The organism is Mesobacillus sp., assembly GCF_047739415.1.
In the GTDB taxonomy this organism is placed as follows: Bacteria; Bacillota; Bacilli; order Bacillales; family Cytobacillaceae; genus Mesobacillus.
This window is the reverse complement of sequence record NZ_JBIQOE010000131.1, coordinates 35,851-49,061: the sequence shown is the minus strand read 5'-3', so window position 1 is coordinate 49,061 and position 13,211 is coordinate 35,851. Positions and strand designations below refer to the sequence as shown.

11 protein-coding genes and 10 tRNA genes are annotated in these 13,211 nt (G+C 43.0%); 18 read left to right on the top strand and 3 right to left on the bottom strand.

The annotated features are described in order from the left end of the window. Positions 1–61 precede the first annotated feature (61 nt). The 10 genes from ACH0QE_RS10550 to ACH0QE_RS10505 all read left to right on the top strand — a co-directional run bounded on the left by ACH0QE_RS10550 (position 62) and on the right by ACH0QE_RS10505 (position 1,226). Positions 62–137, top strand: a tRNA-Asp gene (locus tag ACH0QE_RS10550). A gap of 155 nt (positions 138–292) precedes the next feature. Beyond that, a tRNA-Phe gene (locus ACH0QE_RS10545) sits at positions 293–368 on the top strand. A gap of 71 nt (positions 369–439) precedes the next feature. Next, positions 440–524 (top strand) — tRNA-Tyr (locus tag ACH0QE_RS10540). 8 nt (positions 525–532) lie between these two features. Further along, positions 533–606 (top strand) — tRNA-Trp (locus ACH0QE_RS10535). 11 nt (positions 607–617) lie between these two features. Continuing rightward, positions 618–693 (top strand) — tRNA-His (locus tag ACH0QE_RS10530). A gap of 40 nt (positions 694–733) precedes the next feature. Beyond that, positions 734–808: transfer RNA gene (locus tag ACH0QE_RS10525), tRNA-Gln, on the top strand. 6 nt (positions 809–814) lie between these two features. Further along, positions 815–889, top strand: a tRNA-Gly gene (locus ACH0QE_RS10520). Positions 890–898: 9 nt separating this feature from the next. Continuing rightward, positions 899–973, top strand: a tRNA-Cys gene (locus tag ACH0QE_RS10515). Positions 974–1,015: 42 nt separating this feature from the next. Then, positions 1,016–1,100: transfer RNA gene (locus ACH0QE_RS10510), tRNA-Leu, on the top strand. 52 nt (positions 1,101–1,152) lie between these two features. Beyond that, a tRNA-Gly gene (locus ACH0QE_RS10505) sits at positions 1,153–1,226 on the top strand. Positions 1,227–1,559: 333 nt separating this feature from the next. Here ACH0QE_RS10505 and ACH0QE_RS10500 read toward each other — a convergent pair. Further along, the gene (locus ACH0QE_RS10500) at positions 1,560–2,228 is read right to left on the bottom strand and encodes a B3/B4 domain-containing protein (protein ID WP_415800634.1); all 669 of its coding nucleotides are present in this window, start codon (positions 2,226–2,228) and stop codon (positions 1,560–1,562) included. 106 nt (positions 2,229–2,334) lie between these two features. On the opposite strand from ACH0QE_RS10500, the gene queG reads away from it, so the two are divergent. The 7 genes from queG to yhbH all read left to right on the top strand — a co-directional run bounded on the left by queG (position 2,335) and on the right by yhbH (position 9,950). Continuing rightward, positions 2,335–3,492 (top strand): tRNA epoxyqueuosine(34) reductase QueG, encoded by a 1,158-nt coding sequence (gene queG, locus ACH0QE_RS10495; protein WP_415800633.1) that lies wholly within the window; start codon positions 2,335–2,337, stop codon positions 3,490–3,492. A gap of 89 nt (positions 3,493–3,581) precedes the next feature. Beyond that, positions 3,582–4,475 (top strand): amidase domain-containing protein, encoded by an 894-nt coding sequence (locus ACH0QE_RS10490; protein WP_415800632.1) that lies wholly within the window; start codon positions 3,582–3,584, stop codon positions 4,473–4,475. A gap of 90 nt (positions 4,476–4,565) precedes the next feature. After that, positions 4,566–5,045 carry a tRNA (uridine(34)/cytosine(34)/5-carboxymethylaminomethyluridine(34)-2'-O)-methyltransferase TrmL gene (trmL, locus tag ACH0QE_RS10485; protein ID WP_415800631.1) on the top strand — a complete coding sequence of 160 codons (480 nt, stop codon included), beginning with the start codon at positions 4,566–4,568 and terminating at the stop codon, positions 5,043–5,045. A 115-nt stretch (positions 5,046–5,160) separates the two neighbouring features. Next, complete coding sequence (gene nfsA, locus ACH0QE_RS10480; protein ID WP_415800630.1) at positions 5,161–5,910, top strand: oxygen-insensitive NADPH nitroreductase; 750 nt, start codon at positions 5,161–5,163, stop codon at positions 5,908–5,910. A 337-nt stretch (positions 5,911–6,247) separates the two neighbouring features. After that, complete coding sequence (locus ACH0QE_RS10475) at positions 6,248–8,143, top strand: PrkA family serine protein kinase (RefSeq protein ID WP_415800629.1); 1,896 nt, start codon at positions 6,248–6,250, stop codon at positions 8,141–8,143. An 82-nt stretch (positions 8,144–8,225) separates the two neighbouring features. After that, positions 8,226–8,408 (top strand): hypothetical protein, encoded by a 183-nt coding sequence (locus ACH0QE_RS10470; RefSeq protein WP_041968142.1) that lies wholly within the window; start codon positions 8,226–8,228, stop codon positions 8,406–8,408. A 372-nt stretch (positions 8,409–8,780) separates the two neighbouring features. Next, entirely contained in the window at positions 8,781–9,950 is a 1,170-nt protein-coding gene (yhbH, locus tag ACH0QE_RS10465) for a sporulation protein YhbH (protein ID WP_415800628.1), read from the top strand. A 67-nt stretch (positions 9,951–10,017) separates the two neighbouring features. Here yhbH and ACH0QE_RS10460 read toward each other — a convergent pair whose 3' ends face one another. Next, entirely contained in the window at positions 10,018–10,689 is a 672-nt protein-coding gene (locus tag ACH0QE_RS10460; protein ID WP_415800638.1) for a C39 family peptidase, read from the bottom strand. 645 nt (positions 10,690–11,334) lie between these two features. Between ACH0QE_RS10460 and ACH0QE_RS10455 the strand changes: the two genes are divergently transcribed. Next, the gene (locus ACH0QE_RS10455) at positions 11,335–12,849 is read left to right on the top strand and encodes a glycine betaine uptake BCCT transporter (protein WP_415800627.1); all 1,515 of its coding nucleotides are present in this window, start codon (positions 11,335–11,337) and stop codon (positions 12,847–12,849) included. 70 nt (positions 12,850–12,919) lie between these two features. Here the strand turns inward: ACH0QE_RS10455 and ACH0QE_RS10450 are convergent, their stop codons facing one another. Continuing rightward, positions 12,920–13,093, bottom strand: a complete 174-nt coding sequence (locus ACH0QE_RS10450) for a hypothetical protein (RefSeq protein WP_415800626.1) — start codon at positions 13,091–13,093, stop codon at positions 12,920–12,922. Between the last annotated feature and the right edge of the window lie 118 nt (positions 13,094–13,211).

Sequence of the window (13,211 nt, the reverse complement as noted above, 5' to 3'; positions counted from 1 at the left end):
ATAACCCGAAGGTCGCAGGTTCAAATCCTGCCCCCGCAATAATTCATCTTTTCTACATAATGGTCCCGTGGTGTAGCGGTTAACATGCCTGCCTGTCACGCAGGAGATCGCCGGTTCGATCCCGGTCGGGACCGCCATTTTAATTATTAGTATCATAGTGGCTCAGTAGCTCAGTCGGTAGAGCAGATTGCTCACTTCCTGAATAAGCTTCTGCGGCAATCTGTGAGAAAGACCGAAAGTCATTCGAGCAAAGGACACAAGCCTAACAAACTTTAGGCAACAATACTATCGTGGCTCAGTAGCTCAGTCGGTAGAGCAAAGGACTGAAAATCCTTGTGTCGGCGGTTCGATTCCGTCCTTAGCCACCATATATACAATACTTGGTTTTCTAGGTAATTTAATAAAATGGCTTTTTTAACATCAAAAAAGATGTTATAGTGGAGGGGTAGCGAAGTGGCTAAACGCGGCGGACTGTAAATCCGCTCCCTCAGGGTTCGGCGGTTCGAATCCGTCCCCCTCCACCACTTAATATAGGGGTATAGTTTAAAGGTAGAACGAAGGTCTCCAAAACCTTTGGTGTGGGTTCGATTCCTACTACCCCTGCCAATTTTATAATGGCGATTGTGGCGAAGTGGTTAACGCACCTGATTGTGGTTCAGGCATTCGTGGGTTCGATTCCCATCAGTCGCCCCATTATAATTCACAAATGTAATAATAAGAGCATACAATATATTGGGCTATAGCCAAGCGGTAAGGCATCGCACTTTGACTGCGACATGCGTTGGTTCGAATCCAGCTAGCCCAGCCATTTTTTGCGGAAGTAGTTCAGTGGTAGAATACAACCTTGCCAAGGTTGGGGTCGCGGGTTCGAATCCCGTCTTCCGCTCCAAAAACATATGGCGGCATAGCCAAGTGGTAAGGCAAAGGTCTGCAAAACCTTTATTCACCGGTTCAAATCCGGTTGCCGCCTCCACTAGATCATTAGTGGCAGCAGAAAGTAAGAACATCTTAATATGCCGGTGTGGCGGAATTGGCAGACGCGCACGACTCAAAATCGTGTTCCTTCTGGAGTGTCGGTTCGACCCCGACCACCGGTACCACTCTTATTATAAACAGGATCTCCTGTTTTCTTTATTTCATAGAGATATGTATGCGGGTGTAGTTTAGTGGTAAAACCTCAGCCTTCCAAGCTGATGATGAGGGTTCGATTCCCTTCACCCGCTCCATACATACGTAACTAACGCAGTATGTCGTTTCCAGTAAACGATATGCTGCGTTTTTTCTAATGTCTTGATAAGGTGAGCAGTTCGATGAAACTGAGTCTAGTATTAAATTGAGATAAGTCTCTTACTTCGCATGTGTCCATGGTGACTCAAATTTAAATCAGAAGTTTTCCTTATTTAGTTGGTTATCAGTCGATCTCTTACATCCTAGGATAATGTGACGATAAATGAGATGTTCCCAGTTCAAGGTCACGTTAAGGCTCAGAATGTGACGATAAAACGAGGAGTTCTTAGTTCAAGATCATATTGCTCTTATGAATGTAAAAAAAGGATGCATCAGCATCCTTTGATTTTATATGTCCCAGATCCACCATGGATTTGGGTAAACATGTTCATTAATGATTGTGTCATTTTTTGCATGCTCTCGGGTGTAGTTGAGGGTCTTAAATATACAATCTGCAGAGCATTTTTCGTTTCTTCTGTTACGGCTGACCTTCCTGAATCGACAAATGGGCTGCCGAATGGTCCTTGTTCATCTGCAGAGGTGATTAAGTTGGCAAGGTTATTGGTTCTTCCATTTAGCCCTTTGTATTCTTCGCTTTCTTCTCCGATTTTAATCGATACATTCCCTATCAGCTTGTCACTGTCATAAACTCCTATTGGAATTTGATATTCTAGCGAGAAGAAATTATTCAAATCTATCGCACTATGTATGGATTGAAGGTAATTCTGCTTTGCGACCCTGCGGTAGAGGGCTTCGGCCGAGTGTCTATAGCGATTAGGGTCCTTCCCCGTTGTTTTGAAAATTCCTCGCCATTCTTTGATGCCTTCAAGCTCGGTTACGTTTTTTTCCAGAAGGTCGAAGTAGATTGATTCCTGGAAAAGCTGAAGTCTGCCTTTTAACATTTGCGGAGACTTGCCTACCTGTACGTTTTTATATTCAATAATCCCGACTGTGAATCCGGGAATGAGATCACATATCGCCCTGGAAACTTGAATTTCCATTGATTCCACCTCCAAATCTGCTTTAAAATAGTTTATCATAAAAGTAATTTGCTTTTAAATTTATGGATTCAATATAGATATCAAAATGGAAAGGAGGAATCCGCAAATGGATACAGCAAGTTTGAAGCAGGATATCATCGCCTACTGCAAAACAATTGGGATCGATAAAATTGGTTTTGCAGCTCCTTCAGCTTTTGAAGAAATGAAGGTCAGGTTATACAGGCAGCAGGAACTCCAATATCAATCGGGGTTTGAGGAGAAAGATATTGAGAAGAGAACGGAGCCTGGCCTGATTTTTGACCGTCCTAAATCGATCATCTCGATTGCACTCGCTTATCCTTCAAAGATGAAGACGAGAGTTGTCAGTAAGAAGGGGGAACGGCGGGGAATCTTCTGCCGTGCATCATGGGGAACTGATTACCACGTGGTCCTCAGGGACAGGCTGAAAAAACTGGAGGAATATATTGCTTTGAAGGTGCCTGAAGCCAGGTTCAAGTCAATGGTTGACACAGGTGAACTAGTGGACAGAGCAGTTGCCGAACGGGCAGGGATCGGCTGGAGCGGAAAAAACTGTTCGATTATCACACCTGAGTTTGGATCATACGTCTATTTGGGTGAAATGATTACGAATATCCCTTTTGAGCCTGATACCCCTATGGAGGATCGCTGTGGAAGCTGCAACAAGTGTGTGGATGTTTGTCCGACCGGTGCCCTTATACAGGGCGGACAGCTTGATGCACAAAAATGTATTGCCTTCGTGACACAGACTAAGGGCTTTTTGGCGGACGAGTTCCGGGAAAAACTGGGCAACCGTATATATGGCTGTGATACTTGCCAGACAGTTTGTCCCGAGAATAAGGGGAAGGACTTTCATTTCCATGAAGAAATGGAGCCAGACCCTGAAATTGCGAAGCCCCTTCTGAAACCTTTACTGACGATGAGCAACCGTGATTTCAAAGAAAAGTTCGGACATGTGTCCGGTTCCTGGCGAGGCAAGAAGCCTATCCAGCGCAATGCGATCATTGCCCTTGCGCATTATAAGGATGATACAGCAATTCCTGAATTGATTAAGGTAATGCAGGATGACCCAAGACCTGTTCTTAGGGGAACGGCAGCATGGGCGCTTGGCAAGATTGGAGGCTCTGATGCGCTAGACGCATTGAAAAGGGCATCTGCTGTTGAGAAGGATGAGGAAGTACTAAATGAGATCAGTAAGGGACTGGAGTTTTTTAAAGATAACTCAGAGCCAAATGTAACTGTGTAAGAAGAATGGATTTTGTTAAATCCATTCTTTTTTTATGCGTGAAATCCTGGAACGCTTCATAAATATGATTGGTGAAGGGAGAGATGAACATGCGTGAACAATTGCAGGAACTGCTGGAACAGCGTGTCCTTCAATGTGTATCAATGCCGCGAAATCAACTGCACGAGTGTCCCAGTATAGAGATTAAAAAGCAGAGTTTTGCCAGTAGATCTGCTGAAATTGTAAAAGCAAAGGCAAATGGCAGAGTAATAGAGAAGATTGAAGATAAGGAAAATGCCTCGGTTTTATATGAGGTTCATTTTCAATATTTGATTAAGCAACGGAGACTATTTTACATGGAGGAAGAAGTGGAGAAGAGGCAGGCTGAATTTTACAAGGGCGTCCTGGTAATGGATGAAAAGCTGAACGAATTCAGAGATTCCCATGGCAGTGAAGAAGCGTTGCCTGCTTTTGCACAGCAGGAGGGAGCTCAGGAGAGGAAGGGTTTCAAATATGACAGGCTGAAGGCCGTCCAGTATGCGGAAAGATGGTGGAATGACTTCAATCCTGCATATAAGAAGTTCGAGGTCGACTGTACCAACTATATCTCGCAATGCCTTCATCAGGGCGGAGGGCCGATGCGCGGGTACCCAAACCGAAGCAATGGCTGGTGGATGCAGAATGATAATTGGAGCTTCAGCTGGTCGGTCGCCAATGCAATGCGCTGGTATATCCCAGGATCCAAGCTGGGGTTGAGGGGAAGAGAAGTCAACGGTGCTGAAAAGCTGAAACTTGGGGATGTCATTTGCTATGATTTCCAGGGGGATGGACGTTTCGACCATACCACAATTGTTACGGGACATGACGCGGATGGAATGCCGCTGGTCAATGCCCATACGTATAACAGCAGGATGAGATATTGGGCATATGAAGATTCGACCGCCTATACCCCGAATATTAAATACAAGTTCTTAACGATTACTGATGATTATGATGATTATTAATTACTTTCCGGGATTAGTACGGCTCCAATTCTTTTGCTGTGCAGAAGGGTAATGGTATAATAGCTGTAGTTTTTATTAGAGGTGAAAGTCATGGCATTGCATGTTGTATTATACCAGCCGCTCATTCCAGCAAATACTGGCAATATAGCGCGCACATGCGCAGGTACCGATACCGAGCTTCACTTAATCAGGCCGTTGGGATTTTCAACGGATGACAAGATGTTGAAGAGGGCGGGTTTGGATTACTGGGAGCATGTGAAAATTCATTATTATGATTCTCTCGAGGACTTTTATCAACAGAACGAGGGTGGAGAATTCTTTTACGTAACCAAATTTGGCAAAAAGGCGCATTCTGATTTTGATTATAGTGCGATCGAAAAGGATTTCTTTTTTATCTTCGGCAGAGAGACGACAGGACTTCCTGAAGAAGTGATTGAAAAAAATATGGAGACATGTCTGAGGCTGCCTATGAATGAGAATATCCGTTCATTAAACCTGTCTAACACGGCTGCCATTTTGATTTATGAAGCACTTAGACAGCAGGACTATCGCGATTTGCGTAAATACTAGGAGGCCTTTTCAGGTCTCCTTTTTGGCATGAATATCTGCCTGCTGGTATTTTGATACTTTGTAGGAAGCGTGGCTTTTCCAGGCTAAACATAATCCAGAAGGGGTTGTTAATAACATGAATCAGGTAATTGAGACACTATTACAACATCGTTCGATCAGGCGTTTTACGGATCAATCGCTGGATCGGGAGCAAGTGGAAGCAATCGTGAAAAGTGCCCAGGCAGCATCTACTTCGAGCTTTATCCAGGCATATTCAATAATCGGGGTAACAGATCAGGAAAAAAAGGACAAGCTGGCTGAATTGGCCGGTAATCAGGCTTATGTAGCGGCAAATGGCCACTTCTTTGTATTTTGTGCGGACCTTCATCGCCATAAGGTAGTCGGTGACTTGGAAAGTGCAGAGGTACAAGATTCGATTGAAAGCACGGAAAAATTCATGGTCGCACTGATTGATGCTGCTTTAGCTGCACAGAATGCGGCAATTGCGGCTGAATCGATGGGGCTTGGGATTTGCTATATTGGCGGAATTCGGAACGACCTCGAGGCGGTAAAGGAAGTATTAAAGACACCTGAATATGTTATTCCACTGTTTGGCATGGCTGTGGGGTATCCTGACCAGGAAACGGACGTGAAGCCGCGTCTACCGCTCGAGCATGTATATATGGAAAATGAGTACCAACAAGATCGAGGATTGTTTGAAAATCAGCTCCGCGATTATAATACAACTACTTCTGAATACTACCGGGAAAGAACCGGCGGGAAGCGTGAGGATACCTGGACGGGTCAGATGGCAAAAATGCTTGGGCGCAAATCAAGGCTGTACATGAAGGAGTTTGTGGAGAATCAAAAATTGAATAAAAAATAATGATGGAAAAGTAAAAAAGCTGCCAATCGGCAGCTTTTTATTTTTTCGTGATCCCCGGCTTATCATCGTAACCACCCGTGAAAATAGCAGCTAGAAAAGCAATAGTTACGCCTATAATTAGAATTAGTTTCATGTATGTAAGCCTCCCTTTTATTCGTTTTGTCCATATAGAATTCATTATATCCTATTATTTCGCTACTGTGAAGGATGGGCTTATTTTTTCCCTATGAAAGTAAAAAAGGACAATCATCCAGACGGAACGTTTACGCATGTTCAAATTGTTTGCTGCATAGAATTTATTAATCGTCTCTTGATAACGCTAGATGGGGAGGTCCATATGGATATTTTAAAAAAGATTGAGATGTATCGCCAGGATGAAGAGAAGCTGAAGTGGGAAGGGACGTTCAGGGAGTATCTTGAAATTGTAAAGGAACAGCCATGGGTTGCTCAATCGGCACATTCGCGGGTGTATAATATGATCAAAGATGCTGGAATTGAAAACGAAAAAGGGAAGAAGCGCTATTCCTTCTTTAATGCACAGTTGTTTGGGCTTGAGGAAGCATTGGAAAGGCTGGTCGAGGAGTATTTTCACCCGGCTGCGAAAAGACTGGATGTCAGGAAGAGGATCCTTCTGTTGATGGGTCCAGTAAGCGGAGGTAAGTCGACTCTCGTCACGATGCTGAAAAGAGGGCTGGAAGCTTATTCTCATACAGACAGGGGAGCAGTTTTTGCAATTAAGGGCTGCCCGATGCATGAAGACCCGCTGCATATGATTCCACATCATTTGCGAAAAGATTTTTATGATGAATATGGCATCCGGATTGAAGGCAATCTGTCGCCGCTGAATATGATGAGACTCGAACAGGAATATGGCGGCAGGATAGAAGATGTCATCGTGGAACGGATCTTCTTCTCCGAGGATAAGCGGACGGGTATCGGAACATTCAGTCCATCCGATCCAAAATCCCAGGATATAGCGGATTTGACAGGCAGCATTGACTTCTCTACCATCGCGGAATATGGATCTGAATCCGATCCGCGTGCATACCGATTTGATGGCGAGCTGAACAAAGCAAACCGGGGGATGATGGAGTTCCAGGAAATGCTGAAGTGTGATGAGAAATTCCTCTGGCACTTGCTCAGCCTGACGCAGGAAGGTAATTTCAAAGCGGGAAGATTCGCATTGATCAGTGCGGATGAATTGATTGTTGCGCATACGAATGAAACGGAATACCGTTCGTTTATTTCCAATAAAAAGAACGAAGCCCTGCATTCCCGTATTATCGTGATGCCGATTCCGTATAACTTAAAAGTTTCTGATGAAGAGAAAATCTATGACAAAATGATTAGGGAAAGTGATGTAAACGATGTCCATATCGCTCCGCATACTCTGAGGGTTGCTGCGATGTTCACGATTCTTACCCGCCTGAAGGATCCAAAAAAGGGTGATATTGACCTGATCAAGAAGATGAGGCTCTATGATGGAGAGAGTGTCGAAGGCTACAACAGAGCTGATGTGGAAGAAATGAAAAAAGAGCATCAAGATGAGGGAATGAGCGGGATTGACCCTCGTTATGTCATTAACAGGATTTCTTCGACAATCATCAGGAAGGAAGTTAAAACGATAAATGCTTTAGACGTGCTGAGATCACTTAAGGAAGGCCTTGACCAGCACCCATCCATTACGGCGGAGACAAGAGAGCGTTACCTGAACTATATTTCTATTGCGCGCAAGGAATACGATGATATCGCGAAAAAAGAGGTACAAAAGGCATTCGTCTATTCATACGAAGAATCAGCGAAAACTCTTATGGAGAATTACCTTGATAATGTTGAGGCGTATTGCAATAAGGCGAAGATGCGTGATCAGCTGACTGGTGAGGAAATCAATCCGGATGAGAAGCTTATGCGCTCGATTGAGGAACAGATTGGCATTTCCGAAAATGCGAAGAAAGCGTTCCGTGAAGAGATCTTAATCAGGATTTCTGCCTATGCGCGTAAAGGCAAGAGGTTTGATTATAATTCGCATGACCGCCTGCGTGAAGCAATACAGAAAAAGCTATTTGCTGACTTGAAGGATGTCGTCAAGATCACGACTTCATCAAAGACTCCAGATGAGACCCAGCTAAAGAAAATCAATAATGTAGTCGCAAGACTGATTGATGAGCATGGTTATAACTCTACCTCAGCCAATGAATTGCTGCGGTATGTCGGAAGCCTGTTAAACAGATAGATTGTGAGGACCTGCAGATTGCAGGTCCTTTTAGTTTATAAGTACCTGAAAGCGGGAATAGTACAGGCAAGAGGTGATTAATATGACTAAAAAAGATTTGCCGAAAGACTATGTCCCTAAAAATAGTTCAATGGCGCGTAATGAAGAAGAAATAGAAGATCTGGGCAAGCAAATGGAGCACCGACGCACAGGTGAAGTCTTGAAAGAGGACTACGATAAAGTACCAGATCCGATTCAATTTGATAAAGCGAATGAAAAAAAATAACCTTTGCTGCTAAAGCAGAGGTTATTTTTTTTGAGGTCATAACAACGCATCGTGATTTCTAGCTTCTCCATAATATATAATGCTCCAAATCCAAAGCAATTTAGGAGGCGAACGGACCTGCCCTGTAAAAGAACTTACACCTTAGCTTCTGTAACAAGGGACAATAATGCCTAAAGGAGTTTCAAGATAAAATGGGCTTGTCCATCCATAGGTGAAAAGGCTAATTGTCAAAATTATTTGTAAATTATTTTGTCTTCCTGCATAAGATAGAGTAATTACAGTTCCCATTAGGTAAAGTCCATCGGGATATTGTATGAAAGTAGGCTGTATTGTGTTACTGTCAAAATGAAAATTTCAAAGGAGGGGTTGAAAATGACCGATGAAAGCAGTCACCAGTTTGTGATTTCCCAGGAAGATTGGTCCCTCCACCGCAAAGGACATGATGACCAACAGCGCCATCAGGAAAAGGTGCAGGAAGCAATTAAGAGCAATCTGCCTGATTTGATCACCGAAGAGAATATTATCATGTCCAACGGCAGGGATGTCGTAAAGATTCCGATAAGGTCACTGGATGAGTACAAAATCCGTTATAACTATGATAAGAACAAACATGTCGGCCAGGGGGATGGAGACAGTAAAGTTGGCGATGTCGTAGCCCGTGATGGCTCCGGGCAGCAACAGGGCCCAGGGAAAGGGCAAGGTGCAGGAGACCAAGCCGGAGAAGACTATTATGAAGCAGAAGTATCAATGATGGAGATTGAGGAAGCGTTATTCAAAGAGTTAGAGCTTCCGAATCTCAAGAAGAAGGAAGAACAGGAGCACCTCGTTGAAAATATTGAATTCAACGATATCAGGAAGACTGGATTGATGGGTAATATTGATAAAAAGCGGACAATGATGTCGGCTTATAAACGGAACGCAATGACCGGGAAACCATCATTCCACCCTATTTACAAGGAAGACCTTAAATTCAAGACGTGGAATGAAGTTGTGAAGCCGGATTCAAAAGCTGTTGTGCTTGCTATGATGGATACAAGCGGAAGTATGGGACTGTGGGAAAAATATATGGCGAGGAGCTTTTTCTTCTGGATGACGCGTTTCCTTCGTTCCAAGTATGAAACAGTTGAAATCGAATTTATCGCCCACCATACAGAAGCAAAGGTAGTTTCCGAGGAAGACTTTTTCTCAAAAGGGGAAAGCGGAGGTACCATTTGTTCATCCGCATATCGAAAAGCATTAGAACTTATTGATCTAAAATACAACCCAAGCAAGTTCAACATCTACCCATTCCATTTTTCCGATGGTGATAACCTGACCTCCGACAATGCCCGCTGTGTGAAGTTAGTAGAAGAACTGATGAAGGTCTCCAATATGTTCGGTTACGGAGAAGTCAATCAGTACAACCGCCACTCGACCCTAATGTCCGCGTATAAAAACATTAAAGACGAAAACTTCCGTTACTATATCCTCAAGCAGAAGGCTGACGTATTCCACGCGATGAAGAGCTTTTTCAAACAAGAAGAAAATAAGATGTATGCTTAATCAAAAATCGGCAGGATAGAGCTCCTGCCGATTTTTCTGTGTAAAAAACTCTTATATTAGCAATCTATTATTTTTCAATTCCAATCGCTTGGCTGCCCATCTGTACCCAGGCATTTTCGAATGGTTTCCGGGGGACGGCTTTATAGGCATCGCTGGCAAGAGGGTCGTTTACGTATATAAATTCCTCGTCATAGCCGACAATCACCACACTATGTTCTCTGTAAGTGATCTTTACGTTTCCCGTATTTGTCTGCCAAATAGTAAACTCCGATTCGGGAAGCGGTGCGAAGGTGGAGTTTGTGATGACCCACACTGGCGAGCCATTGTCGATCATATCATATACAGCATCAATTGATTTTCCGGTTATGTCCTTGATTTTCCCTGGCAGATAATTCTCTGCAAGATTTGCTACAGGGCCGTGATAAACGCCATATCCTGATTTGCTGAATGTATAGATATCGCCTACGAAGCCATCATATGGATTGCCGCGAACATAATTTGCGTCGCGGAAGGGAATTTTATGTATCTGCTTAGCCAGTGTCATCTTATCGGCTGGAATTCCTTCATATTGCAACAGCATAGTTAAGCTAGTTACTTCACAACCGCGTTGTAATTCTGGAAGTTGACTGATGTGCGGGACACCTTCAATCATTTTTTTCTCTTCAGTATTGATGAAATTCTCGAGAACTTCTTTATCAATAATATTTTTAGTTACAGAATGAGCGTCTGTTCGGGTAATTTTGGGTGCAATTGCAGCTTGTGTTTTTGCTGTTGGATTTTCAACTGATCGTAAATTCTCCGCCCCCAGATAGGTGGCCAAGAAGATGCCTCCAATTGACAATGATCTAATAAATATCTTCTTATCCAAAATATCTTCTCCTAACATTTCTCCTTCAAGTGAGTATCTCTAACAAGTTTAATCAAAATTCGACAAGGTTTCAATAGACTAATAGAATGATATTGGAAATTTTTTGGCATAAACTTTTTGGCTTGTACAACCAAAAGGGAAATTTTATTGGTACCTATACATTTTCCAGTTCAGAATTCTCCTCGATATGAGATGCCTATTAGGATTTTGATGTTAGTTCTTTTGAAAGCCAACAAACAGTGCGAAAAAGCTATTATCGGAGAACATACATAAAAAACATCTTAGGTCTATGTGGGTATCAATCAAAGAAACTCCATTACTTTAGGTTTTTGGGTAAGAATATGGGGGAATGCAGTAGTTGAAACTGAAAGTGGAGCTTTAGAAAAAAATGATTTGAACAATCATTTTTATGGCTGTAACCGGTAATACTATCTCTGTTATGAGTACAATCTTTTTAAAAAAACACTAATTTATGTTAGGGTATTAAAGTGCAAAGTTAACGAAGGGAGTTTTTTGATGAAAAAGGATTCATCTGTTTTTTTCATATCGACTGGAATTTTGTTATTGATGGTTCTTTTCGGTGTGTTTGTTCCAGATAAACTTGAGTCAGTTACAGCCAATATCCAGGCATTCATTACTGATTCTTTTGGCTGGTATTATTTAATTCTTGTATCTGCTATTGTAATTGTTTGTTTGTATTTCCTGATCAGTCCACTGGGAAAGATCAGACTCGGGAGGCAGGATGACCGTCCTGAGTTTTCTACTCTGACATGGTATGCGATGCTTTTCAGCGCTGGTATGGGGATAGGGCTGGTTTTCTGGGGCACTGCTGAACCTATCAGCCATTATATGGTTTCGACACCAACTGGAGTGGAGGCAGGGTCTGACCAGGCTATCCGTGATTCAATGAGGTTCACGTTTTTCCACTGGGGTATCCATGCGTGGGCCATTTATGGAATTGTTGCCCTAGTTCTTGCTTATTTCAATTTCCGTCATGGGAAGCCAGGATTGATTAGTGCTACTCTCGGCCCAATTTTAGGCGACAGGACGAATGGAACAGCTGGAAAAGTGGTTGATGTAATTTCGGTTGTCGCGACTGTAATTGGGGTGGCAACGACTTTAGGATTTGGAGCTGTACAAATTAACGGTGGGCTTTCTTACCTATTTGGAATACCTACTGGTTTCGTAACTCAATTATTTATTGTCCTGATCGTAACAGTATTGTTCATGATATCTGCCTGGACAGGACTTGGAAAAGGTATCAAGATTTTAAGCAACGTAAACATGATACTTGCTGGGTTATTGCTAGCGGCCATGGTGCTTTTGGGACCCACTCAGTTTATCCTGAACCTCTTTACCAACACAATTGGTACATACCTTCAAAATCTGCCGACAATGAGCTTCCGCATTGCGCCTCTAAATGAAGATGTCCGTTCATGGATTAACGGCTGGACCATTTTCTATTGGGCATGGTGGATTGCATGGGCACCATTTGTAGGGATTTTTATAGCTCGAGTTTCTAAAGGGCGGACGATCCGAGAGTTTGTATTTGGTGTACTACTCGTACCTTCTCTGATCGGCTTCCTATGGTTTTCTGCTTTCGGGGGCTCAGCGATCATGCTTGAGCATGAAGGGATTGCGAAGATTTCAGAATTAGCCACCGAAGAATCACTCTTTGGCGTGTTCGCCAACTATCCAATGAGTTCATTATTGTCCATCCTGGCAATGATTCTAGTCGGCACATTCTTCATTACTTCAGCAGATTCAGGCACATTCGTTTTGGGAATGATGACAACGAATGGATCACTGACACCAGGAAATAGAATTAAATTCACCTGGGGAATCATGCTGGCGGCAATTTCTTTAGTATTGCTGTACTCTGGCGGGCTGCAAGCACTGCAAAATACAATGATCGTAGCTGCATTGCCGTTCTCCATCATTATGGCATTAATGGCACTGAGTCTAATTAAAGCTTTGAATAAAGAAGCGAAAGAACTGGGAATTGGAAAAATTCCTAAACGCAAGCCTTAATAATGATGTAAGGAGTCATTCCAATTTATGGGATGGCTCCTTTTTTAACAGGACAAGAAAATGTGAATTTTCACTTCGAGAATTGTCCAGCTCCAGCACCTATCCAGTTTTCATCCTGATTAGACTTCCCCGAGTATCTTGCGAGAAGAGTTAGCTTTGAGTAGCTCGAGTCGCAAGTCCAGCTGCGGCTCCTAACTGCTCGATACGCTTCGGTCCTGCCAATGAAGTCAAAGAACGACTTCACTGGTCGGCACTCCAGCGCTTGTCGGAGTAGAACAGTCTCCTCCGCTTTTCTAATTTGTTCTTTACATAATGACGGAGGCTGATTATACTTTATGTAAGTAATTACTTACATTCAATGA

Coding starts and splice junctions, on each gene's coding strand:
- ACH0QE_RS10490 (WP_415800632.1), top strand. CDS start 3,582: ATGCGTGAACAATTGCAGGAACTGCTGGAACAGCGTGTCCTTCAATGT.
- nfsA (WP_415800630.1), top strand. CDS start 5,161: ATGAATCAGGTAATTGAGACACTATTACAACATCGTTCGATCAGGCGT.
- trmL (WP_415800631.1), top strand. CDS start 4,566: ATGGCATTGCATGTTGTATTATACCAGCCGCTCATTCCAGCAAATACT.
- queG (WP_415800633.1), top strand. CDS start 2,335: ATGGATACAGCAAGTTTGAAGCAGGATATCATCGCCTACTGCAAAACA.
- ACH0QE_RS10470 (WP_041968142.1), top strand. CDS start 8,226: ATGACTAAAAAAGATTTGCCGAAAGACTATGTCCCTAAAAATAGTTCA.
- ACH0QE_RS10475 (WP_415800629.1), top strand. CDS start 6,248: ATGGATATTTTAAAAAAGATTGAGATGTATCGCCAGGATGAAGAGAAG.
- yhbH (WP_415800628.1), top strand. CDS start 8,781: ATGACCGATGAAAGCAGTCACCAGTTTGTGATTTCCCAGGAAGATTGG.
- ACH0QE_RS10500 (WP_415800634.1), bottom strand. CDS start 2,228: ATGGAAATTCAAGTTTCCAGGGCGATATGTGATCTCATTCCCGGATTC.
- ACH0QE_RS10455 (WP_415800627.1), top strand. CDS start 11,335: ATGAAAAAGGATTCATCTGTTTTTTTCATATCGACTGGAATTTTGTTA.